Below are 21,960 nucleotides of genomic sequence, written 5' to 3'. Positions count from 1 at the left end.
GCGCGGATGCGCACCCAGCCGGCGAGGTGGGCGAGGAGGTCGTCACGGGGTTCGACCGCGTGGACACGAGCTCGTCCGCGGGGTTCGTCCGGGACCGGGTCCCGTGCCAGCACGTTCGGCCGCCACCGCAACCCGGTCCCGCAACTGGTGCGACGGGTTCCTGCGAGTACTCTGTGCCCAGAGTCGAAGGAGCGGCCGCTCTCCCACCCCGCGAGGTGTCGCCGTGGACCTCCTGTCCCCCACCGAAGAACTCTCCGTCGTCGTCGCCCGCAGCACCGGTGCGCTGCTGACCGGCGGGGTCGTCGAGGTCGTCCTGCCGTTGCTGACCGAACTGGTGCTGGAGACGGTCTCCGGGGCGGACGCCTGCGCGGTGACGGTCCTGGACACCGCGGGCCGCGCCTCCACCACCGCCGCCAGTGACGAGATCGCGGCGCATGCTGACGAACTCCAGTACCGGGACGGCCAGGGGCCGTGCTTCGAGGCCGTCGCCCGTCGCCACCGGACGGTCGTCCACGACGTGCGGACCGAGGCCCGGTGGCCGCGGTGGGCCCTCGACCTGGAGGGCCTGGGGTTCCTGTCGCTGCTGAGCGTCCCGCTGGTGGCCGGCGACGACGTCCTGGGCGCGATCAAGGTCTACGGGCGCGCCCCGCACGCCTTCGACCTGCGCAGCGAACGCGTCCTCAGCCTCACCGCCGCCCAGGCGGCGGTGCTGCTGGCCGAGGCCCGGGTCGCCGAACGCGGACGGCACCTGAGCGCCGACCTGAAGCGGGCGCTGCGGCAGCGCGACGTCGTGAACACCGCCCGGGGGATCGTCGTCCAACGCGACCGCGTCGACGAGGACCGCGCCACCGAGGTCCTCCTCGACCTGGCCACCCACGAGGGCCGACCCGTCCACGTCGTCGCCCGCGCCCTCGTCGACGCGGCGACCCGCCGCCGGCCGTGAACGGCTCGGTGGCCGCACCTCCCGACCCGGTGCAGGAGGCCCAGCGACGAGCGCTGCGCCGGGCCCTCACCCACCCCGGCCTGAGCCTCGGGGAACTCTGGCGGACGTTCTTCGCCCTCGGGGGTTCCCTCGGTCCGGACGAGGTGGAGGGTTTCCTCGCCGGTGAGTCGTTGCCGGTCCGGGACCGCACCCTGCTGGCCCACGCCGCCAACCAGCGGCTGACCGAACGCAGCGCCGGGTTGCTGGTGCCCGTCGGTCCGCGCCGCCCCCGCGCGGCCCGCAGCGCCGGGACCGCACTGGCGACGCTGTTGGACAGCGTGCAGCAGGCCTCGGCGGGCGAGTTCGGGCTGATCGCCGACCGGGTCGGCCGCAGCCGCGGGGTCCGCCTGGTGATCTACCTGGCGGACGACGAACGCCGGCTCCTCGTCCCGTTCGACCCCGTCCGCGAGGACCGCGTCCGCGGACCGCTCCTCATCGAACGCACCCTGCCCGGGCGGGCGTTCCGCAGCGGGCGCACCCAGACCGCACTGACCGGTCCGCACCCGCGCTGGTGGATCCCCGTCTTCGACGGCGCCCAGGTCACCGGCGTCCTCGACGCGTCGCCCCTGGACCGGCACGATCTCTTCGACCCGCTGCTGCGCAACGAGTTCGAGGTGCTGGCGCGGCTCGTCGGGAGACTCGTCACGGCCGCCGGGGCCACAGGTGACACCGTCGACGCCACCCGGCAGACCCGCCCCCGGTCGGTCGCCGCAGAACTGATCTGGCGACTGCTCCCACCGCTGACCGCGCGGACCCGGTCGTTCAGCGTCAGCGGACTGCTCGAACCCGCGGCGGACGTGGGGGGCGACGTGTTCGACTACGCCCTCGCCCCGGACCACGTCGACCTCGCCGTCTTCGACGCGATGGGTCACGCCCTGGACGCCGGCCTGATGGCCTCCGCGACGCTCGCGGCCTACCGCACCTCCCGCCGCGCCGGCGGCGGCCTGCAGGCCCAGGCCGCGGCCATCGACGCCGTCCTCGCCGTGCACTTCCCCGACGCGCTCGTGACGGGGGTCCTGCTGCACCTGGACCTCACGACCGGGCGCCTGCGCTACCTCGGGGCCGGTCACCCCGCCCCGGTCGTGCTGCGGAACGCGCGCGTGGTCACCGAACTCTCGGGAGGACGGCGCACACCGTTCGGTCTCCCGGTCGCCGGGAACGACGGGCTCCCCCTCGGGGAGTTCACCCTGCAGCCGGGCGACTGGCTGGCCCTGCACACCGACGGGGTGGAGGAGGCCCGCGACGAGGAGGGGAACTTCTTCGGCCGGCAGCGCCTCGTCGACTTCCTGGAGCGCGCAGCGGCAGGAGACCTCGGCCTCGCCGAGACGGTCCGTCGCCTGACCCGGGCGATCATGGACCACCAGAACGGCAGCCTCCAGGACGACGCCACGATCCTGCTCGCCCGGTGGCGGGATCCCCGGAAGGAGAGTTCGTGAAGACCGCAGCGAGCAGCACGTGGGTCCCGGACGACGGCGGGAGCAGGTTGCCCGCCGGCGAGGCCCACGCCTGGGAACCCGGACAGAACGCCACGCTGTGCGGCGTCCCGCTGCGGCGGGCCGGACTGGCCCGCTTCCCGCACGTCGAGTTCTCCGACCTCGACCGGTTCACCGGTGGCAGCGGGGACCAGGTCCGGTGGACCTGCCCGAAGTGCCTGGCGGCCACGGGTGGACGGGCCACGGGCCGCCGTTGGGTCCGCAACGACCCCCGTCCCTGAAAAGCGACCGCCGCAGCGGGGTTGCGTCCGCGGCGGAACCGCCCGTGGTTTCTGCCGCAGCTCCAAGCGGCGGGCGGAGACCCCTCGAACGCTGGAGCAGTCGTGGTCCGTCACGGTTCCGCCGTCCGCACCCTTCCCGCAGCGGCCGGTTGCCGTTGCCACCGGCGCGTGGGCCGCTGAGCGACGCCCTCACCACCTTCCTCCTCAGCGCGGGGGGTGAACCCCGACAGGAGGACCTGATGCGACTCGCGCAGCGGGCGCACACGGTCGACGTCCTGCGCGACGAGGACGTGCAACTCACCCTCCTGCTGCTCTACGAACTGCACCACGAGGGCATCGACCAGGTCGTCGACGACCTCGAGTGGGACCTCGGTCTGCTGTGGGTCCGCGCCGACCTGGAGATGGCGTTGCAACGGTCACTGCAGGTCCTCGTGCACGGACGGCACGGCTTCGGTCGAGGGACGCGGCCGGAGTTCCTCACCGGCCCCGCGCAGGTCGACGCGGAACTCGCCGCTCTCGCGACCGCCCGGGACGCCACGGGGCTCACCGCGCACCTGGCCCTCGACGCCGCCCACGGCGCCTACGTGAGCCGGCTCCCGGCGACGAGCCTGGCCGCCGTCAACACCGCGACCATGTTCGGCCTGCACCGCAGGGACCGGGGGGCCCTCGCCGGGCACCTGGCCTTCTCCCACCTGCGTTCCCCGTCCCTCGGCGCCGCCGTCGGTCCGGGACGTGAACTCGTCGCGAGCCTGCTGGCGACGGAGCCCGAACTCGCGGCGGACGTCGTGTTCGGGGCCCGGGCGGGCGCCTCCCTGGCGCGGCTGGTCGCCGAGGAGGTCCTCGGGGCCTGGTCGGCCGGCACCAGCTCGCTGCTCCCGGCCGACCACCACGACGACGCGCCGGACAGCCACCAGGTCCTCCGGCTGGTGGGGCGACGACCCCGGGGATGAGGGACCACCGCGTTCGTCCGCCCGCCCCCGCGTCAGCGCCCCGGTTGCGCCGGGTTGGTCGGCACCCCCTGGGAGGGCGGGTTGACCGGCGGACCGGGGGTCACCGCGGTCGGCGCGGGCCGGAACTCCTGCAACAACTCGTGACCGTGCTCGACGAACTCCACCTCGCGGTCTCGGAGGTCGTCGAGGGTTTCGAGACGTCGGAACTCACCGGCGCGCTGCGGGTGCCGACGTCACGACCTGCTGATCGTCAGACAGCTCCAGCGGGCCACACCGGCAGGAGCCGGTTCTCCGGCGAACCGTCAGGGTCGGGCGGCGTGCTCCACCCGTTCACCGGGACCCGGATCCGCACGCGCTCCGGCGGGTGGCTCCCCGCTACCGCCACCAGTCGTCGCGGCCCGAGACCGGGAGCCGGCGCTTGTGCTCGGTGGCCCGGTACCGGGCCTCGATGGCCTCGGCGACCTCCTCGCTCACGGTGCCGCCCTCGAGGTAGGTGTCGATGTCGGCGTAGCTCAGACCGAGGTTCGCCTCGTCGGTCTGGCCGGGCTGGTCGTCGAGCAGATCGGCGGTCGGCGCCTTCTCGTACAACCGGACCGGCGCCCCGAGGTGCTCCAGGAGCGCCCGGCCCTGCCGCTTGCTCAACCCGGCGAGGGGGACGACGTCCGCACCGCCGTCGCCGTACTTGGTGAAGAACCCGGTCACCGCCTCGGCCGCGTGGTCGGTGCCGACGACGAGGAGGTTCTGCTCACCGGCGACGGCGTACTGCGCCACCATCCGCAGCCGCGCCTTGACGTTGCCCTTGACGAAGTCGCTCAACGGCTGACCCGTGGCGGACTGCACGTCGCGGGCGACGCCGTCGACGCCGTGCTCGATGTTGAGGGTGAGCCGCTCGTCGGCGGCGATGAAGCGCAGTGCGAGCTGGGCGTCCTCCTCGTCCGCCTGGCTGCGGTACGGCATCCGCACCGTGACGAACCGGGCGGAGGCGCCCTCGGCACGCACCGCCTCCACCGCGAGCTGGCACAGGCGCCCGGCGAGGGTCGAGTCCTGCCCCCCGCTGACGGCGAGCACGTAGCCGGCGGCACCGGTCCGCAGGAGGTAGTCGTGCAGGAACGCCACGCGCCGCGTGATCTCTACGGCGGGGTCGACGGAGGGGACGACGCCGAGTTCGTCGGCGATGGCTCGCTGGTGGGGACGCACGGCAGGAGTATCCCGCGCAGGTTCTCCGCCGTCAGGACACGGTCACCTCGTCGAGGGGCCGCGGTTCCGGTGCCGAGGGTCCCCCGAGCGGCGCATCGAGCCCCGCCACGTTCGTCCCGATGACTCCTGCATGTTCTCCTCCGTCCCTCCCGGCAGCCGCGTCGTCGGCTTCTCGCGCGAGGGCGGGTGGTGCCAGGCACCCCTCTGCCGGCACGACCTGCCGACCGGCGCCGCCCTGGTGGCGACGCCCACGGGCACCGTCCTGCACCTCGGTCCGGCCTGCGCGCGACGGGTCCTCGGCGTCCAGCTGACCCTCGACGACCTGCAGGCCATCGAGGCCCGCCGGCACGCGAGCTTCGTGATGGGGTTGGCCTTCGTGCACGCGGCCTTCGTCTCCGAGGACCACGCGCTGTGCGCCCGCATCGCCGCCACGCTGGACCTGCTCGCCCCCGCCACCATCGCCGAGCTCGTCGTGCTGGAGGCGGCCCGGTCGCGGCTGCAGAGCGTTCCCGTGCCGGTGCAGGTCCCCGTCCCGATCGAGGTCGAGGTGGAGGTCGCCTAGGGTCTGGCCGTGCCCCTGCCGATGAGCCACCCGCACCAGCGCTACAGCATCAGCGGCTACCAGGAGGACCCCGACGCCCCCGAGGACGCCCTCGAGGTCGCCTGGTCGTGCGACCTGCTGCGGTTCGGCCAGAGCTTCGGGCTGGTGAGCAACGACGGCACGGGCGGGGCGAACCGCTACAGCTTCACCGACACCGCGCACGGCGAGGAGTTCTGCGCTGCGGCCAGGGAACTGCACCCGGCCGCCGCGCACCCGGAGGACCGGCTCGTCGCGGAACTCGTCACGATCCGGCAGATGAACTCCCTCGACCAGGTCGCCTACTGCCTCGACGACGACCGGTTCGAGGAACTCGGCGAGCACCGCGTCGCCGAGACCGGCCGGACCTTCGAGGAGGTCCGGACGTGGCTGGCCACCGAGTTCGCCGGGCGGGCGCCGCGCATCTGGGACCGGAACGCCTCGGCGATGGTCCCGGTCGCGCCCACCCGGTGAACTGCGGCGGGACTCAGGCCGCGGCGACCGTGGTGGCGGCGACGAGCCCACGCAGGACGACGGTGAGCTTCTCCACGACCTCGGCGTCGTCCTTGGGGTGGACGTCGGCGAAGCGGACGACCGAACCCGGGATCGCCATGGTGATCTCGGTGAGGACGTCGGCGCCGGCGATGCCGAACGCCTTGCGCGCGTCGTCCTGGGCCCACACGCCGCCGAACTGACCGAACGCGGAACCGATGGCGACGAGCGGCTTGCCGGTCAGGGGGCTGGCGCCGTAGGGACGCGACGCCCAGTCGATCGCGTTCTTCAGCACGGAGGGGACGGTGCCGTTGTGCTCGGGGGTGACGACCAGGACGGCGTCGGTGCCGGCGATCGCGGCGCGGAAGTCGGTGACGGTCTGCGGCACGCTGCCCTCGACGTCGATGTCCTCGTTGTAGAAGGGCAGGTCACCCAGGCCCTCGAAGATCGTCAGCTCGACACCCTCGGGCGCCAGCTGCACGGCGGTCTCGGCGATCTGACGGTTCGTGGAGGCGGCGCGCAGGCTGCCGACCAGCACCAGGACGTTGGTCATCGTGGATCTCCTCGCAAAGCGGGTGGGAAGGGGCGGACACGCCCGTTCCTGATGCGGACTGTAGTCCGTTTCTCTTGTCCTCTTCAAGCATCCGGACGGGAAGGGCCTACGCTTCACCCGTGCGCCGCACAGTCAGCCTCCTGGGCTCCCCGCCGCCGCCGGAACGCGCCGACGCCTCCCGCAACCGGGAACTGCTGCTGTGCACCGCACGCCGCCTCGTCCGGGACGTCGGTGTCGCCGGCCTCAGCATGGACGCGCTCGCCGCCGAGGCCGGCCTCGGCAAGGGCACCGTCTTCCGCCGCTTCGGGTCCCGCGCCGGGCTCTTCGCCGCCCTGCTGGACGAGTACGAACGCGACTTCCAGGCCGCCTGCCTCAGCGGTCCACCCCCGCTGGGCCCCGGCGCGGAACCGGTCGCGCGACTGGTGGCCTTCGGCCACGAGCGTCTGCGGTTCCTGGCCGACCGCGGCTACCTCCTCCGCGAGGCCGACGCCCACCTGACCCGCGGGGCGAACGCCCCGGCCGCCTTCGCGCGACTGCACGTCCGGGTCCTGCTGCAGGCCGCCGGTGTCGAGGGCGACGTGGAGGTGCTGGCCTTCAACCTGCTCGCGGCGCTGGAGGCACCGCTGGACTTCCACGTCGAGCAGCAGCCCGGCGCCGTCCCGCCGCTGTCCCCGCAGCGGCTCGCCGCCGGGTGGAGCGACCTCGTGGCCCGGGTCGTGGGACCGGCGCTCGCGTGAGTCCCGTCAGACCGTGCGCTGGTACAGCACGTGGTCCTGCCAGGAACCGTTGATCCGCAGGTAGCGCCGGGCCACCCCGATCCGTTCGAACCCGTTGCGCTGCAGCACGGCCTGCGAGGCGGAGTTCGACAGCAGCGTTCCCGCCTGCAACCGGTGCAGGCCCAGCCCCGCGGGCGCCTCGGCGAAGGCCGTGCCCAGCAGTTCGGCGACGGCCGCCGTGGCCACCCCGCGACCGTTGACCGCCTGCGCCACGAAGTAGCCGACGTCACCGGACTGGAGGGGCCCGCGGACGATCCCCGAGACGGTGATGCGGCCCACGACCGCTCCCTCGTGCTCGATCACGCAGGGCACCACCCGGCCGGCGGTGTGCTCCGCCAGCAACCGGGCCAGGACGTCGTGCTGACCCTGGGCGGTGAAGTACTCCGGTGCCCGCTCGGGTTCGAACGGGGCGAGGAAGTCCCAGTTCTCCCGCACCAGCGTGGCCAGGGTCGCCGCGTCCTCGAGCGTGACGAGGCGCAACCGGGTCCTCACGAGAGGACGAACCAGACGGTCTTGCCGCTCGAGGCGTGCTCCACGCCCCACCGGTCGGAGAGGATGTCGACCAGTGCCACCCCACGACCTCCCTCGGCCTCGGGGGCCACGTCGCGACGCACCGGGGGGTGCGGGTTCCCGTCGGAGACCGCCACCTGCAGGCCCGCGCCGTCGTCGCCGCCGCAGGAGACGCGGACCCGCACCGGCGGGCCACCGTGGCGCACCGCGTTCGTCACCAGTTCGGAGACGAGGAGCTGGGCCTCGTCGAGCACCCGCGCGTGGTGGCGCCCGCAGTAGGCCTCGCTGAGGAACGTGCGGGCCCGACGCGCGGAGTGCTCGTCGTCGGGCAACGTGATCTCCGCAGCCGGGGTCGCCTCGCACACCCCGCCATCCAACCAGGTCAGGACGTGAGCAGCTGCACCAGTTCGGCCGCGGTGCGCGTCACCCCGGACCGCAGCGCGTCGACCTCGGCGTCGCGCACGTGCCCGGCGCTCAACTGCTCGGCCGGACGCGAGGCCCGGGCCGGGTCCAGGATGCGTTCGGAGAGTTCGAGTCCCAGCCGCACCGACGTCGCCAGCGGGGTCGCCCAGCCGGGGCGGTCCACCTGCGCCATCGCCTCGGAGAGCTCGTCCGGGAACGCCCAGGCCGCGAGCGCCTCGGCCGACACCCGGGTGTGGGTGGCGCCGTAGCGGCGGTTCTCGGCCTCCAGCAGGTCGTCGCGGTCCGCGGCACCGGCCACCAGCACCGGGTACTCCTCGGGGTCGCAGCGCACCAGCAGCGCCTGTCCGAGGCGGGCCAGCAGTCCGACGGAGAACGCGTCCGGGGCCTTCGCCCGCAGCCTCGGGGCGAACTCCGCGGCCGCCACGGCGGTGAGGACGCTGCGGTCCCAGAACCCCTCGAGGGCCGGGGGGACGTCGTCGAGGCCGGCCATGGCGGAGACCGCCAGGCTGCGCACGGTGGAGAAGCCGACGACGGTGACCGCGAACGCGGGGGCGGACACCGTGCCGGAGAGGCCGAAGTAGGCGGAGTTCGCCAGGCGCAGGACCTTCGCCACCAGCGCCGGGTCGTAGCTGAGCGTCCGTCCCAGCGACTTCGCGTCCGAGCGGTGGTCGTCGGCCTCGGCGATGATCTTGGCCGCGACGGGGCGGTGCGAGGGCAGGTCGTCGAGGGCGGCGGAGATCCGGCCCAGGACCTCCACGGCACCGGGGACGAGGGTGGAGACCACCTCGGGGGCGTGCGTCTCGTTCACGCCGTCACCTCCCGCGGTGCGGGCACGTGCACCGGGGGCGGTGCGAGGGGGTGCGGGTGCAGCAGACCACCGGCGCGCAGGACCTCGACGAGGGCCTCGCGGGTCAGCGGCCGCGAGTAGAGGAAACCCTGGACGGCCTCGCAGCCGAGGTCGCGGATGACCGCGTCCTGTTCCAGGGTCTCCACCCCCTCGGCCACGATCCCCAGGCCGAGGGTTCGCGCCAGCGAGACGACGGCGGCGGCGACGGCGCGGGCCGGTCCCCCGGCGACACCCTCGCCGACGCTGTGCAGGTCGCGGACGAAGGACCGGTCGACCTTGAGGTGGTCGACGGGCAGGTCCTTGAGGTAGGCCAGCGAGGAGTACCCGGTGCCGAAGTCGTCGATGGCGACGCGGGCTCCGTCGCGGCGCAGTTCCTCCAGCACCGTGCGGCAGGCGCGCAGGTCGCTGGCGAGCGAGGTCTCGGTGACCTCGAGGCAGATGTCGCGCAGGTGCAGGCCGGCTGCGGCGATCGTCTGCCGGACCCCGGCGGAGAAGCCTTCGGCCGCGAGGCTGACCGCCGACACGTTCACCGCGACGTAGGCCGGGGTGTGCGGCAGGTCGCCCGCGACGTGCGCGGCCCGCCACGAGGCGAGGTCGCGGCAGGCGAGCGCCAGGACGTGGGCGTCGAGCAGCGGGACGAGGTTCGCGCGTTCGGCGAGTTCGACGAACACGTCCGGCCGGATCGGCCCGAGTTCGGGGTGGGTCCAGCGGCAGAGGGCCTCGAGGCTGAGCAGTTCGGCGGGCGAGCCGGGGCGCACGATGGGCTGGTAGTGGACGTCGACGGTGCCGCGCGACAACGCCTCCCGCAGGTCGGCGACGAGGCGCAGGGCGCGTCGGGCGCGCTGGCGGACCTCGTCGTCGAGCAGGGTCCAGCGTCCCCCGCCGGCGGCCTTGGCCTCGTGGACGGCGATCCCGGCGTCGCGGACGACCTCCTCGGCGCTGCAGGTGAGGCCTTCGAGCAGGACGACGCCGATGCTGGCGACGAGCCGCAACCGCAACCCGTTGACCTCGACCGGGGCGAGGACGGCGTCGAGGACGCGACGTGCGGTGGCCTGCACGGCGTCGAGGTCGGTGAGGTCGGCGCAGACGAGCACGAACTCGTCGCCGCCGGGCCGGGCGACCATGTCGCCGCCGCGGACGGTCCGGGCGAGTCGGCGCGCGATCTCCACGAGGACGGCGTCGCCAGCCTCCGGGCCGAGCCCGTCGTTGACCGTCTTGAAGTCGTCGAGGTCGACCATGAGGACACCGACGCCGCTCCCCGCCTGCGGGGCCACGGCCTGCGGGGTCAGCAGGTCGGTGAGCCGTTCGAGCAGGGCGAGACGGTTCGGCAGTCCCGTCAGCAGGTCGTGCTGGGCCTGGTAGGCCAGCCGGTGCTCGCGGGCCAGGCGGTCCGTGACGTCCTCGACGGTGCCGATGAACCCGGCGCCGTAGCCGGGGGTGCGACTGGGGGCCAGTCGCACCGCGACCCAGCGGACCTGCCCGGCGGCGTTGCGCAGCCGGGTGTCGAGGGTGACGCGTTCACCGGCGAGGACGCGGGCGACGGCGTCCACGACACCGCTGCGTTCGTCGTCGACGACGTGGGTGAGCCACGCGGTGCCGCAGAGTTCCTCGGCGGGCAGGCCGATGAGCTCGGCGAAGGCGTCGTTGACGCGGGAGAGGCGGGCCCCGACGTCGGAGACGATGGTCGGCACCGGGGAACTCTGCGCCAGGGTGGCGAAGCGCTCCTCCGCCGCACGCAGCGCGGCCTGGGCCCGCTCGTCCTCGGGCAGCACGACGGCCAGCACCCAGAACCACTCGCGTCCCTCGCGTTCCGGGACGGGCCAGGCGACGACCTCGACGTGGCGGGACTCCCCGCCGGAGGTGAGGGCGTCGACGGTGCAGCGGATGCGGCGGTCCCGCGAGAGGTGTTCCCCCTCGGGGGACTCCTCGCGCCGGCGGAGCAGCCGGGTGACGGCCCGGTCCACGAGGTGGTCCGAGGCCACCCCGAACAGGTCGGCGGCGGCGGTGTTCGCCCAGCGGACGCGGGCGACCTCCAGGGGGGCGGGGGCCTGGGGGCGGGAGACGACCAGGACGGGTTGGTCCGCGGCTGCCGCGAAGTGCAGCAGTGCGGCATCGACACCGGTGGTGGAGTCGTCGCTCCCCCCGGCGTGCTGGCTGCGCCACGCGTCGTTCAGCACTGGTTCCGTCCACGGTGGTTCCCGGCGGCACCTTCCGTGGGCCGCATCAGGGTGTTCATCGGCACGGAGCGCCACGAGTTGATCGTTCGGGGTGGTGGATGCGTTCACCTGCGCGGCACCTGGGTGCGATCGGATGCGGAGCGTGAACACCTCCCCCGGCCCTTCCCGCCGTTCGATGCTGGCCTCCGGACTCGTGGTCCCCGCCGTCGCGGCCCTGCCCGCGGTCACCGGCGCGAGCAGCGCGGCCGCCGCACCCGTCACGTCCGGCGCGACCCCGCGGGGGTCCGCGGGGCGCTTCGACCCCGACTCCCCCCGCTTCTGCCTCGCCGTCCTGCCCGACACGCAGTACCTCTTCGACGCCGACAGCACCGAACCCACCCCGCTGCGGGCCACCCTGGAGTGGCTGCGGGAGAACCGGGCCGAGGAGAACATCGCCTTCGTCGCGCAACTGGGCGACGTGACCGAGCACGGCACCGAGGCCGAGCTCGCCGCGGCCGCGCAGGTCTGGGACGGGATGTCCGGGAGCGACCTGCCGTGCTCGGTGCTGGCGGGCAACCACGACGTCTCCGGTGACGACCAGCGCGGCCCCACCCCGTACCTGGACCACTTCGGCCCGGGGCGCTTCCGCGGGATGCCGACGTTCCGCGGCGCCTCCCCCGACGGCTACCACAGCTACCACGTCTTCACCGCGGGCGGGCGGGAGTGGCTGCTGCTGGCGATGGACTGGCGCGCCTCCGAGAAGGGTCTCGCCTGGGCCGCCGGCGTCCTGGACGCGAACCGGACCTTGCCCACGATCCTCACCACCCACGAGTTCGTCGCCGCCGACGAGCACGGGGTCGCTGCCCTGTCGGAGTACGGGAACACCCTGTGGCAGAGCGTGGTCCGGGGCCGCGACCAGGTCTTCCTCACCCTGAACGGGCACTTCTGGCCGGTGGGGCGGACCGTCCTGGTCAACGACGCCGGGCACGAGGTGCAGGCGCACCTGACGAACTACCAGGACCAGTACTACGGCGGCGCCGCGATGATCCGCCTCTACCACGTCGACCTGGCCCGCGGGATCGTCGACGTCGAGACGTTCTCACCGTGGCTGGAGTCGATCCCGCAGGACGAGCGGAACCTGCTCGCGGCGGAGAACCTCGAGAAGTCCACCGACCTCGACCGGTTCAGCTTCCCCCTGGTCGCCGAGGAACGGTTCGCGGGTTTCGCCCCACCGGCCCTGCCGGCGCAACGCCCCGACCGCGACGTCATCACGAAGGACACCGCCGCCTACTGGCGCTTCGACGAGGTCCGCGGGGTCGAGGGTTCCGTCGTGGGTCCGGGGACGAGGGTGCGCGACCGCACGGGCAACGGCAACGACGTCACCGCGCGCCTGGTCGGGGCGGCGGGGGCCGGGGCCCTGACCTGGTCCGGTGACCACCACGACGACGCTCCCGCGCACGCCAGCCTGCGCTTCGACGGGCACCAGGGTCCCGACGGCGGGGCGGTCCTCGAGACCGGTCCCGACGCCCCGGTGAACTCCGAGCAGTTCCTCGACGGTTTCACCATCGAGGTGTTCCTCAAACTGCCCGACCCGTTCGTGGGTGACCACGCCTGGATGGGGGTCCTGAGCTGGGAGGGCAACAACGGCGACGCGGGCAAGACCAGCGGGTACACCACCGAGGAACCCAGCTGCAGCCTCAACGTGACGTCGGAGTGTTTCCTGCAGTTCGTCCTCTACCCCTCCCTCGACGACGTGAACCCGACGTCGTGGACGCACGCCCTGACCCCCGGCCGCTGGACCCACGTCGCGATCGTCAACGACGGGGAGCACACCGTCGTCTTCGTCGACGGTTCCAAGGTCGTGCGCAACCCGGCGCAGCGGGCCCGGGGCATCGCGACCCTCGGCAAGCCCTTCGCCATCGGTGCGACGCAGTCGAACGAGGAGTTCGGGCAGGGGTTCTACGGCTGGATCGGCGACGTGCGGATCTCCTCGCGCGGTCTCGACGTGACGGAGTTCCTCACCGCGCGGTAGCCTCGCGTCAAACGTCCGGCCCCGAGGCCGGTCCGCCCCACCCGGAAGGACGCGCCGTGCTCACGGCGTTCTTCGCGACGGCTGCGGCGGGCCGGATCGGCCTCGCCACGACCAACGTCGCTCTCCTGTGGTTCGTGCTCCACCGGACGGGGTCGTTCGGGGCCGCCGGTGCCCTCGGCGCCGGCCTCGCGATCTCCGAGGCCCTGATCGGGCCGCAGACCGCCCGCGCCGTCGACCGGTTCGGGCAACCCCGGGTGCTGCCGCTGCTCGCCGTCGCGCACGCGGGCGCGGTGCTCGTGGTGCTGGGGGCGACCGGACCGGGTTCCTCGCGGTCCACCCTGGTCGTCCTGGGCGGCCTGCTGGGCGCCACCCTCCCCCAGCTCGGGGCGTTCTCGGCCGCCCGCTGGTCGCACCGGTTCCCGCCCGGTCCGGAGTTGTCGCGGGCCTTCGGGTGGGAGGCCACCGCGAACTCCACCGCCTACCTGCTCGGACCGGCCCTGGGTGTGGCGCTGGGCAGTTCCGGGCACTCGGCGTCCGCCGTCCTCCTCGCCGCCACCCTGGTCGTCGGGGCCACCCTGGTGCTGGGGTTCCAGCGACGTTCCGCGTCCCCGGGGCGGCGCTGCGGCCCGCGCGGTCGGGTGGGGCTGCCCCGCGGGGTCGGGTTGCCGATCGCGGTGAACGTCGCGATCGGGGTGCACTTCGGAGCCGTGCCCGTGGCGGTGGCCGCCGCGGCCCGCGGGACGGGGGCGGCGACCTCGTTGGTCGTCGCGTCCAGCGCCGGGGGTCTGCTCGCCGGGCTGGCTCTCTCGGCGCTGCCCTGGCGCGCACCGGCCCGGCGCCGACTGCGGGTGAGCGCCACGGCGTTCGGACTGGCGGCGCTCCTGCTGATCGTCCCCTGGCCGGTCCCGGCCCTGGCCGTGGTGCTCCTCGTCGTCGGGGCGGCCGTACCGCCGGTCCTGGTGGCGACGTCCGTGCTGGCCCGCGAGCGCGCCCCGGCCGGCGCGCTGACGAGCACGTTCTCCTGGCTGGCCTCCTGCAGCGCCGCGGGGAGCGCGGTCGCCGTCGCGGGCGCGGGCGGACTCGTCGACGCGGTCGGGCCGCCGGGCGCCTTCGCGCTGGCGGGAGCGGGTGCCGTGGGGGTGAGCGTGCTTGAGAGGATCGTGCGGTGAGACCGCTGCGCCCGACCCGCCTCCTCAGCCTGGAGTCGGGGTTGTGGGCGCTGGACGAGACCCAGCCCGTGGCCGCGGTCCTGGACCTGCGCACCGGGAAGGTCGAGCGGATCGTCAGCTGGCCGGAGGTGCCGGCCGAACCCGTCCCGACCCCGTGGCCGCCACCGCGGCTGCTGCCGGACGGTCCCTCGTTCTGGACCCACCCGCACGGCGACGCCCCGCTGGTGCGGATCGGCCCGGACGGGGTGGAACTCGCGGTCTGGACCCACGGGCTGCGGTTGTCGGCGGTGGGCCCGGACGGCGTCTGGTGCGTCCCGTCGCCCCCGCCCCAGGACATCGTCCGCACCGCCGACGGCCGGCCCAGCTGGGGGCTGCAGCCCGCGCAGCTGCTGCACGTCGGCCGCGGCGGTCGACCCCGGCGCACGAACGTCGACGCCCCCGTGCGGGCGGCGCAGGCGGAGGAGTCGGGGTTCTTCATCGCCCTGGACGACGAGCCCTGGCACCTGGAACCCCTGGGGGCCGACCTCCACGAGGTCGTCTGGAACACCCGCTGGTTCCGGATCCCCTGGGGTGCGGAGCTCGGCGACGAACTGCGCGACGTCGCGGAACCCGTCGAGCACGGACCGGAGGTCCGCACCGAGGACGGTCGCGGAACCCACTCCTGGCTGGACCCGTGGAGCGCCGGGGCCGACCGGCACGGCGTCCGACTCGAGGGGGCCCGCTGGGGTTTCGGCTGGCGGGCGGACGGGATGGCGGCCGCGGCGGGGCACCTGGTCGCCCTGGTGCACAACGCCGAGGGGAACCCGCTGCGCCGGATCGACCTCGGCCGGGGGACGACGACGTCGGCCGCCCTCGTGGGAACCGGTCCGACCGAACGCCTGACCGTCGCCGTGCGCCGCGACGTCCCGGGGGCGTTGCGGGCCCCGGTCGACGTCCTCACCGTGCAGCGCGGCGGAGACGTCTCCCTCCTGCTGGGGGCGGGTTCCGTCGACGTCGCCGACCACGTCCGCCCGTTGGCCCCACGGCCGCTGGAGTCGGGTTCCTACGTCCGCCAGGTGCTGGCGAGCAACGGGAGGCTGCAGGAGCACTGGCGCACCGACGAGGGGTTCTTCCCGCTCGTCGAGGGCATGACCGCCGTCCGTGCCCGCCTCGTGGGCGACTGGCCGGACACGTTGCTGGAGTGGACGTTCGAGCACCCGGACCGACCGGGGGCGCGGCTACGGCGACGGATCCCGTTGTTCGACGAGTCGGGTCGCATCACTCCCCCGGACACCGCGGCCGTCGTGCTGATGGAGGACTTCCAGACCGGTCAGGTGCCCGGGACCGAGCACGCCGTCGGCGGGTTCATCGACTTCTGATTCATCGACTTCTGAGCGCCTCCTCGGTCGCGCGCGACGCGATGGACTGCAGCGCGGCGACGTGGTCGCGCAGGGCCGCCGAACCCGTGTCGGTGAGGGCGAGGACGGTCCTGGTGTAGCGACCGGAGGCGACCTTGCGGATGTCGACGTAGCCGGGGGCGGCCAGCGCGGTGAGCTGCTTGGACAACGTGGGAGCGCTCATCCCGCAGTAGTCGGCGACGGCCTTGAACTCCGCCTCGGCGCACCCCGACAGGTAGGCGCAGATCCGCAGCCGGGCCGCGGAGACGAGGACCTCGTCGAGGTCGGGCACGACTCAGGCCTCCGGCCTGCGGCGCAGCGCCCAGAACCAGGTGACGCCGGAGGCGAGACCGAGGAGGACGAAGACGGCGCTCATCGTGGAGTCCGCCGTGAACCCGACGACGGCGAGCCCGGCGAGGACGAGCAGGAACGTCGTGTGCTCGGTGCGGACCCGGCCGCGGTAGCCGACCAGCCCCCGACGTCGACGCCACCGGTCCGGCAGCAGGAACGCCGCGGTGAGCAGGGCGACGGCTCCCACGAAGGCGAGCAGGTGCGCGGGTCCGTGCCCCTGCCCGAGCAGCACCACGCCCAGCCCGGCGCAGGTCCCGGCGGTGACGGCGAGGGAGGTGGGGAGGGCCGGGCGGGCGGCGTCCTGGAAGGCGCGCAGAGCGTCGGCGGCCTGGGTGGCGGCGTGGTCCTGTTCCATGACCAGGAACCTAGCAATCACTTTCCGTGATGGCAACCAGTTGCGATGTTCTGCTCAGCCCTTCAGCAGGACCAGCACGCTGCGGCCCTGCCAGGTTCCCGCCGTGGTCGGCCAGCTCGTGATCCCCTGCGCGGGGTCCGCGCCCGCGTCGGTCCAGCGCAGGACGAACGGCGTCGGTTTCGCCGGCCCCGGGTCACGGTGGTGGGCGTAGTTGAACTCCAGCAGCGGCTTCAGCACCGGACCGGCCTCGGCGATGCGCGCGTCGATGACGCCCTGCAGGTACGCCGGGTCGGAGAACTGGTCGATGATCTCGCAGTCGCAGCTGTAGGCCAGCGTCCCGATCTCCCCGGGGGCGGCGACGCGTTCGTCCCCGACGATCCGGGCGAGGTCGGTCCCGGCGGTCCGGTACTCGGCGGGCGTCGCGAAGTTCGCGAACACCGGCGGGTAGCGCCACGGCAGCGGCAGGGCCGCGGACGGTACGCAGACGGCGAGGCCCACCAGGGCCAGCACCGACACCGCGCCCATCGGGACCCACGTCGCCCGGGACCGCGACCGCTCACCGCTGAGGACGCCGGCCCCTAGCACCGCCGCGAAGGACAGCGACGCCATCGGCGCGACGTAGTACCACTGGTAGGGCGGGACCCCGAGGACGCTGTAGACCGCGAAGTACCCCACCCCGCCGAGCGCCAGACCGAGCACGGCTCCCGTTCCCGGCCGGGCGCGGCGGCGCAGCAGGGCGAGCACGAGCAGGAGGAGGACGACCACCCCGACGAGGGCCGCGGCCACGCTCACCGCGACGGCGCCCGGCGTGTTGAGCGCGTAGTGCGTCCACAACCCGCGCAGGTAGGTGCGCCCCTCGCCGAAGTTCCGCTGGTTGGTCTTGATGACGAACGTGTCGGGGATGGCCGACCCCAGCCACCACCAGCTGGCCGCGAACCACGGCAGGCAGACCAGCGCGCAGACCCCGACGGCGACCGGCAACCGTCGGCGGACACCGCGGCAGGCCAGCGCGATCACCACCACGAAGACGACCATGTCGAGTCGGGCCAGCAGGCTGAACGCCGCCACCACCCCGTAGGGGAGCGCCCGGCCGGCGAGACCGGCCGAGAGCAGGCCGGTCATGCCGGTGAAGATGAGGACGACCTCCAACCCCTGGGCGGAGACCAGGAACGGGTTGGCCAGCACCACGACGAGCGCGGCCGCGGGCCAGGCCAGCGACAGGCCCAGCCGCCCCGCCGCCCGGGCCGACCACCAGCCCGCCAGCGCGCCCAGCAGGGTCGTGAGCACGCCCAGCGCGAGCTCGCCGTCGGGACCGGCGAACGGCTGGACCAGCCGCAGGCAGCCGGCGAGCAGCGCGACGTTCAACGGCGAGGTCGCCGCGTTCGACGTCAGGCCGGGGGTCATCCCCCAGTGCGCGTGCTCGGCGACGTTGCGGGCGTAGGCGAGGGTGATGTAGGTGTCGTCGATGAGCCCGCGGGAGGTCACCCAGCTCAGGAGGGCGCCGAGGAACGCCCCGAAGAGGGCGAGCCGCAGAGCCGGGTGGGAAGAACGCATGGGCGCCATCCCACCACACCCCGCGCACGACGACGGGCGGCCACCTCGAGAGGTGACCGCCCGCGGAGCGCGAGGAACTCAGGCGTTGGTGAGCGACCGGAGCACGTACTGCAGGATGCCGCCGTTGCGGTAGTAGTCCGCTTCACCCGGGGTGTCGATGCGCACGACGGCGTCGAACTCGACCGTCCCCCCGTCGGTCTTCGTCGCGGTCACCTTCACCGTCTTGGGCGTGCGGCCCTCGTTGAGTTCGGTGATGCCGGTGATGTCGAAGCTCTCAGTGCCGTCCAGGCCGAGCGAGGCCGCGGTCTGGCCCTGCGGGAACTGCAACGGGATGACGCCCATGCCGATGAGGTTGGAGCGGTGGATGCGCTCGAAGCTCTCGGTGATGACGGCCTTCACGCCCAGCAGCGCGGTGCCCTTCGCTGCCCAGTCGCGCGAGGACCCGGAGCCGTACTCCTTGCCGCCGAGGACGACGAGCGGGGTGCCCTGCGCCGCGTAGTTCTGGGCGGCGTCGTAGATCGCAGCCTGCGCCCCACCCTGGGTGAAGTCACGGGTGAACCCACCGGAGACGTTGTCCAGCAACAGGTTCTTCAACCGGATGTTGGCGAACGTCCCCCGGATCATCACCTCGTGGTTGCCGCGTCGGGACCCGTAGGAGTTGAAGTCCTGGCGCTGCACACCGTGGTCGGAGAGGTAGACGCCGGCCGGGCTGTCCGGCTTGATGGAACCCGCCGGGGAGATGTGGTCGGTGGTGACCGAGTCGCCGAGCAGGGCCAGCACCTTGGCGCCGGCGATGTCGGTGACCGGCGACGGCTGGGCCTGCATGCCCTCGAAGTACGGGGGCTTGCGGACGTAGGTGGACTCCGCGTCCCAGTCGAAGGTGTTGCCCTCGGGCGTGGGCAGGCCCTGCCAGCGCTCGTCACCGGCGAACACGTCGGCGTAGTCCTTGACGAACATGTCCTTGCTGATGGCCTCGCCGATGACCCGCTCGACCTCGGCCGCGTCGGGCCAGATGTCCTTGAGGAACACCTCGGTGCCGGACTCGTCGGTGCCGATCGGGTCGTGGTCGATGTCCCAGTCCATCGTCCCGGCGAGCGCGTAGGCGATCACCAGCGGCGGGGAGGCCAGGTAGTTCATCTTGATGTCGGGGTTGATCCGGCCCTCGAAGTTGCGGTTGCCCGAGAGCACCGCGGTGACGGCGAGGTCGTTCTCCTGGACGGCGGCCGAGACGGCCTCCGGCAGCGGACCGGAGTTCCCGATGCAGGTGACGCAGCCGTAGCCGACGAGGTGGAACCCGAGCTTCTCGAGGTAGGGGGTGAGCCCGGACTTGTCGTAGTAGTCGGTGACGACCTTGGAACCCGGCGCGAGCGAGGTCTTGACCCAGGGCTTGACGCTCAGTCCGCGCTCGACGGCGTTCTTGGCCAGCAGCGCCGCCGCGATCATGACCGAGGGGTTGGAGGTGTTGGTGCAGCTGGTGATCGAGGCGATCGCGACCGCACCGTGGTCGATCTCGGTCTCGGTGCCGTCGTCCATCGTGATGGCGACCTTCTTGGAGGGCCGGCCGTTGGCGTGGCCGGGTTCCGCCGGCTCGTCGCGCTCGTCGCTGGAGGAGGCCGAGGGCGCGTCGGAGGCCGGGAAGCTCTCCGCGCTGGCCTCGTCCTGGGAGGAGCCCGCCACCGCGTCGACGGTGTCGCTCAGGGCGCTGGAGGCGCTGTTCACGCCGGGGACCTCGTCGTCGACGTAGTCGCCGAGCGCCGCGCGGAAGGCCTCCTTCGCCTCGGCCAGCACGATGCGGTCCTGCGGGCGCTTCGGTCCGGCGATGCTCGGGACGACGGTGGAGAGGTCGAGTTCGAGGTACTCCGAGAACACGGGTTCCGTGCTCGGGTCGTGCCAGAGGCCCTGCTCCTTGGCGTAGGCCTCGACCAGGGCGACCTGGTCGTCGCTGCGGCCGGTGAGGCGCAGGTAGTCCAGGGTCACGTCGTCGATCGGGAAGATCGCTGCGGTGGAACCGAACTCCGGGCTCATGTTGCCGATGGTCGCGCGGTTCGCGAGCGGGACCGAGGCCACGCCCTGGCCGTAGAACTCGACGAACTTCCCGACGACGCCGTGCTTGCGCAGCATCTCGGTGATGGTCAGCACGACGTCCGTCGCGGTCGCACCCGCCGGGATGGAACCCGACAGCTTGAAACCCACGACGCGCGGGATGAGCATCGAGACGGGCTGGCCGAGCATGGCCGCCTCGGCCTCGATGCCGCCGACGCCCCAGCCCAGCACCCCGAGGCCGTTGACCATCGTGGTGTGGGAGTCGGTGCCGACGAGGGTGTCGGGGTAGGCCTGGAGCTCACCGTCGACCTGGCGCGGGAACACCACGCGGGCCAGGTGCTCGATGTTGACCTGGTGCACGATGCCGGTGCCCGGCGGGACGACCTTGAAGTCGTCGAAGGCGGTCTGGCCCCAGCGCAGGAACTGGTAGCGCTCGCGGTTGCGGCCGTACTCGATCTCGACGTTCCGCTCGAAGGCGTCGGGGCGACCGAACACGTCGGCGATGACGGAGTGGTCGATGACGAGTTCGGCCGGGGCCAGCGGGTTCACCTTGGTCGGGTCGCCACCGAGGGCGGCGACGGCCTCCCGCATGGTGGCGAGGTCGACGATGCAGGGAACACCGGTGAAGTCCTGCATGATCACGCGCGCCGGCGTGAACTGGATCTCGGTGTCGGGTTGCGCGGACGGGTCCCAGCCGGCGAGCGCCCGGATGTGGTCGGCGGTGATGTTCGCGCCGTCCTCGGTGCGCAGGAGGTTCTCCAGCAGGACCTTGAGGCTGAACGGCAGCTTCGCCGAACCCTCCACCGCGTCCAGACGGAAGATCGTGTAATCCGTTCCAGCGGCTGTTAGGGTAGCCTTGGCTTCGAAGCTGTTGTGGCTGCTCACCGGGAGCTCCTCACTCGTCTTCCGTCGTCATCGTCATCGATCCGTGCGTGGTGTCGATGCTCCCACCGGCGGGGGCGGGACCGCGCGCGGGGTCCGTCGCGACGGAACTCCCGGAGCATTCATCTCGACCACTTATCTCGACGTCAAGATACCACGCAGGCCGTGGTCGACGGCGAAGACCAGCGCGAACACGCCGAGGAGCGTGCAGTACCCGGCGGTCGCGGCGAGCACCCCGGCGTGCGGCCCCTCCCCCAGGTGCCCGTCGCTCAGCAGCCGGGCGGTGACCCGGCGCGAACGCGCCCGCGCCGCCAGGTAGGTCCAGGCGCCCGCACCGCAGCCCACGACCCCCAGGACGAGCGCGAAGACCCCCAACTGGGGGGCCAGCAGCCGGGCACCGGCGAGCGACCCCACGAGGAGGGCCAGGGCGCTGCGTCGCCAGGCGAGCGCCGTCCGCTCGGGCTGCAGGCCCTCGTCGAAGATCACCGAAGGACCAGGCCGGCGAGGACGAGCAGCCCGGCGAGCACCGCGCCGACGGTGAGGGGCGAGGCGAGGGTCGGGGAGGCCAGCGGCGCGCGGAGCCGCATCGCCCGCTCGTCCCGCGCCCACCCGCGCCAGGCCTGCAGCGGGGTGAGCAGCCCGAGGACGATGAGGACCACCGACGCCGCGAACCGGAACCCGGGCTGCAGCGCGAGGTCCAGCCCCTCCAGGGCGACCCCCGCGGCCAGCAGGGCCAGGGAGGTGCGGATCCAGGCCAGGAAGGTCCGCTCGTTGGCCAGCGAGAACCGCGGATCGGGTTCGTCACCGACGCCGTAGACGCTGCGCGGGAACCTCTCGTCACTCACGGTCCCGATCATCCCCCAGACGTGTCGGACGGCGACGGATCACCCGGACGGGGGCACCCGGACGCACTACTGACGGCTTGAGAAGGATCACGCTCGGTCAGCACAGTAGGGGGACGACCCCCGACGGACTCGGCGTCGCCCAGTTCCACGGCGCGGGGGACGCGCCGGGCGGGAAG

General features: G+C 73.2%; 22 protein-coding genes. 10 read left to right on the top strand and 12 right to left on the bottom strand.

The window, feature by feature from the left end:
* Positions 1-223: 223 nt before the first annotated feature.
* The 4 genes from AC0I8G_RS17140 to AC0I8G_RS17125 all read left to right on the top strand — a co-directional run bounded on the left by AC0I8G_RS17140 (position 224) and on the right by AC0I8G_RS17125 (position 3,646).
* On the top strand, positions 224-943 hold the full coding sequence (locus AC0I8G_RS17140) for a GAF and ANTAR domain-containing protein (RefSeq protein ID WP_471731010.1): 720 nt from the start codon (positions 224-226) through the stop codon (positions 941-943).
* Positions 944-951: 8 nt separating this feature from the next.
* Positions 952-2,418, top strand: a complete 1,467-nt coding sequence (locus tag AC0I8G_RS17135; RefSeq protein WP_471731009.1) for a PP2C family protein-serine/threonine phosphatase — start codon at positions 952-954, stop codon at positions 2,416-2,418.
* Complete coding sequence (locus tag AC0I8G_RS17130) at positions 2,415-2,696, top strand: hypothetical protein (RefSeq protein ID WP_380262189.1); 282 nt, start codon at positions 2,415-2,417, stop codon at positions 2,694-2,696. Before AC0I8G_RS17135 ends, AC0I8G_RS17130 begins: the two co-directional genes overlap by 4 nt.
* A gap of 239 nt (positions 2,697-2,935) precedes the next feature.
* Positions 2,936-3,646, top strand: a complete 711-nt coding sequence (locus tag AC0I8G_RS17125; protein WP_471731008.1) for a heme oxygenase-like domain-containing protein — start codon at positions 2,936-2,938, stop codon at positions 3,644-3,646.
* A gap of 375 nt (positions 3,647-4,021) precedes the next feature.
* On the opposite strand, the gene nadE is transcribed toward AC0I8G_RS17125, so the two are convergent.
* A complete protein-coding gene (nadE, locus tag AC0I8G_RS17120; RefSeq protein WP_471731007.1) occupies positions 4,022-4,843 on the bottom strand; it encodes an ammonia-dependent NAD(+) synthetase in 822 nt (273 codons plus the stop codon).
* Between the two features lie 130 nt (positions 4,844-4,973).
* Here nadE and AC0I8G_RS17115 point away from each other — a divergent pair, with 130 nt between their 5' ends.
* Positions 4,974-5,405 carry a hypothetical protein gene (locus tag AC0I8G_RS17115; RefSeq protein WP_471731006.1) on the top strand — a complete coding sequence of 144 codons (432 nt, stop codon included), beginning with the start codon at positions 4,974-4,976 and terminating at the stop codon, positions 5,403-5,405.
* Positions 5,406-5,414: 9 nt separating this feature from the next.
* The gene (locus tag AC0I8G_RS17110) at positions 5,415-5,894 is read left to right on the top strand and encodes a hypothetical protein (RefSeq protein WP_471731005.1); all 480 of its coding nucleotides are present in this window, start codon (positions 5,415-5,417) and stop codon (positions 5,892-5,894) included.
* Positions 5,895-5,907: 13 nt separating this feature from the next.
* Here the strand turns inward: AC0I8G_RS17110 and AC0I8G_RS17105 are convergent, their stop codons facing one another.
* Entirely contained in the window at positions 5,908-6,465 is a 558-nt protein-coding gene (locus AC0I8G_RS17105) for an NAD(P)H-dependent oxidoreductase (RefSeq protein WP_471731004.1), read from the bottom strand.
* A gap of 119 nt (positions 6,466-6,584) precedes the next feature.
* Here AC0I8G_RS17105 and AC0I8G_RS17100 point away from each other — a divergent pair, with 119 nt between their 5' ends.
* Positions 6,585-7,202, top strand: coding sequence for a TetR/AcrR family transcriptional regulator (locus tag AC0I8G_RS17100; protein ID WP_471731003.1), 618 nt, complete (start codon positions 6,585-6,587; stop codon positions 7,200-7,202).
* Positions 7,203-7,208: 6 nt separating this feature from the next.
* On the opposite strand, the gene AC0I8G_RS17095 is transcribed toward AC0I8G_RS17100, so the two are convergent.
* Genes AC0I8G_RS17095 through AC0I8G_RS17080 form a run of 4 tightly spaced genes read right to left on the bottom strand, consistent with a single transcriptional unit; the run spans position 7,209 to position 11,198 of the window.
* Positions 7,209-7,733 carry a GNAT family N-acetyltransferase gene (locus AC0I8G_RS17095; RefSeq protein WP_471731002.1) on the bottom strand — a complete coding sequence of 175 codons (525 nt, stop codon included), beginning with the start codon at positions 7,731-7,733 and terminating at the stop codon, positions 7,209-7,211.
* A complete protein-coding gene (locus tag AC0I8G_RS17090) occupies positions 7,730-8,116 on the bottom strand; it encodes an ATP-binding protein (protein ID WP_471731001.1) in 387 nt (128 codons plus the stop codon). The genes AC0I8G_RS17095 and AC0I8G_RS17090 overlap by 4 nt, the downstream gene beginning before the upstream one ends.
* A gap of 17 nt (positions 8,117-8,133) precedes the next feature.
* A complete protein-coding gene (locus AC0I8G_RS17085; protein ID WP_380161696.1) occupies positions 8,134-8,982 on the bottom strand; it encodes an HDOD domain-containing protein in 849 nt (282 codons plus the stop codon).
* Entirely contained in the window at positions 8,979-11,198 is a 2,220-nt protein-coding gene (locus AC0I8G_RS17080; RefSeq protein ID WP_471731000.1) for a putative bifunctional diguanylate cyclase/phosphodiesterase, read from the bottom strand. The genes AC0I8G_RS17085 and AC0I8G_RS17080 overlap by 4 nt, the downstream gene beginning before the upstream one ends.
* 133 nt (positions 11,199-11,331) lie before the next feature.
* Here AC0I8G_RS17080 and AC0I8G_RS17075 point away from each other — a divergent pair, with 133 nt between their 5' ends.
* The 3 genes from AC0I8G_RS17075 to AC0I8G_RS17065 are packed head-to-tail and all read left to right on the top strand — an operon-like array spanning position 11,332 to position 15,736.
* Positions 11,332-13,209 (top strand): LamG-like jellyroll fold domain-containing protein, encoded by a 1,878-nt coding sequence (locus AC0I8G_RS17075; RefSeq protein ID WP_471730999.1) that lies wholly within the window; start codon positions 11,332-11,334, stop codon positions 13,207-13,209.
* Between the two features lie 56 nt (positions 13,210-13,265).
* The gene (locus AC0I8G_RS17070; protein WP_471730998.1) at positions 13,266-14,378 is read left to right on the top strand and encodes an MFS transporter; all 1,113 of its coding nucleotides are present in this window, start codon (positions 13,266-13,268) and stop codon (positions 14,376-14,378) included.
* Positions 14,375-15,736, top strand: coding sequence for a hypothetical protein (locus tag AC0I8G_RS17065; RefSeq protein ID WP_471730997.1), 1,362 nt, complete (start codon positions 14,375-14,377; stop codon positions 15,734-15,736). Before AC0I8G_RS17070 ends, AC0I8G_RS17065 begins: the two co-directional genes overlap by 4 nt.
* Position 15,737: 1 nt before the next feature.
* Here the strand turns inward: AC0I8G_RS17065 and AC0I8G_RS17060 are convergent, their stop codons facing one another.
* The 6 genes from AC0I8G_RS17060 to AC0I8G_RS17035 all read right to left on the bottom strand — a co-directional run bounded on the left by AC0I8G_RS17060 (position 15,738) and on the right by AC0I8G_RS17035 (position 21,796).
* Complete coding sequence (locus AC0I8G_RS17060; protein WP_471730996.1) at positions 15,738-16,046, bottom strand: transcriptional regulator; 309 nt, start codon at positions 16,044-16,046, stop codon at positions 15,738-15,740.
* Between the two features lie 3 nt (positions 16,047-16,049).
* Positions 16,050-16,460, bottom strand: a complete 411-nt coding sequence (locus AC0I8G_RS17055) for a hypothetical protein (RefSeq protein WP_471730995.1) — start codon at positions 16,458-16,460, stop codon at positions 16,050-16,052.
* A 54-nt stretch (positions 16,461-16,514) separates the two neighbouring features.
* A complete protein-coding gene (locus tag AC0I8G_RS17050) occupies positions 16,515-18,014 on the bottom strand; it encodes a hypothetical protein (RefSeq protein WP_471730994.1) in 1,500 nt (499 codons plus the stop codon).
* A gap of 78 nt (positions 18,015-18,092) precedes the next feature.
* Complete coding sequence (locus tag AC0I8G_RS17045) at positions 18,093-20,942, bottom strand: aconitate hydratase (protein WP_471730993.1); 2,850 nt, start codon at positions 20,940-20,942, stop codon at positions 18,093-18,095.
* 132 nt (positions 20,943-21,074) lie between these two features.
* The gene (locus AC0I8G_RS17040) at positions 21,075-21,425 is read right to left on the bottom strand and encodes a DUF202 domain-containing protein (RefSeq protein WP_471730992.1); all 351 of its coding nucleotides are present in this window, start codon (positions 21,423-21,425) and stop codon (positions 21,075-21,077) included.
* Positions 21,422-21,796 (bottom strand): YidH family protein, encoded by a 375-nt coding sequence (locus AC0I8G_RS17035; protein ID WP_471730991.1) that lies wholly within the window; start codon positions 21,794-21,796, stop codon positions 21,422-21,424. The genes AC0I8G_RS17040 and AC0I8G_RS17035 overlap by 4 nt, the downstream gene beginning before the upstream one ends.
* Positions 21,797-21,960: the final 164 nt, after the last annotated feature.

The sequence above is a fragment of the Kineococcus sp. AC630 genome, from assembly GCF_979255925.1.
The sequence above is the reverse complement of the archived record's forward strand: the minus strand, read 5'-3'. Positions and strand labels throughout refer to the sequence as shown.

What these genes read in the sequence shown, in the direction of transcription:
- AC0I8G_RS17050 (WP_471730994.1), bottom strand. Translation starts at nt 18,014, where the DNA reads ATGCGTTCTTCCCACCCGGCTCTGCGGCTCGCCCTCTTCGGGGCGTTC.
- AC0I8G_RS17115 (WP_471731006.1), top strand. Translation starts at nt 4,974, where the DNA reads ATGTTCTCCTCCGTCCCTCCCGGCAGCCGCGTCGTCGGCTTCTCGCGC.
- AC0I8G_RS17035 (WP_471730991.1), bottom strand. Translation starts at nt 21,796, where the DNA reads ATGATCGGGACCGTGAGTGACGAGAGGTTCCCGCGCAGCGTCTACGGC.
- AC0I8G_RS17105 (WP_471731004.1), bottom strand. Translation starts at nt 6,465, where the DNA reads ATGACCAACGTCCTGGTGCTGGTCGGCAGCCTGCGCGCCGCCTCCACG.
- AC0I8G_RS17075 (WP_471730999.1), top strand. Translation starts at nt 11,332, where the DNA reads ATGCGGAGCGTGAACACCTCCCCCGGCCCTTCCCGCCGTTCGATGCTG.
- AC0I8G_RS17125 (WP_471731008.1), top strand. Translation starts at nt 2,936, where the DNA reads ATGCGACTCGCGCAGCGGGCGCACACGGTCGACGTCCTGCGCGACGAG.
- AC0I8G_RS17055 (WP_471730995.1), bottom strand. Translation starts at nt 16,460, where the DNA reads ATGGAACAGGACCACGCCGCCACCCAGGCCGCCGACGCTCTGCGCGCC.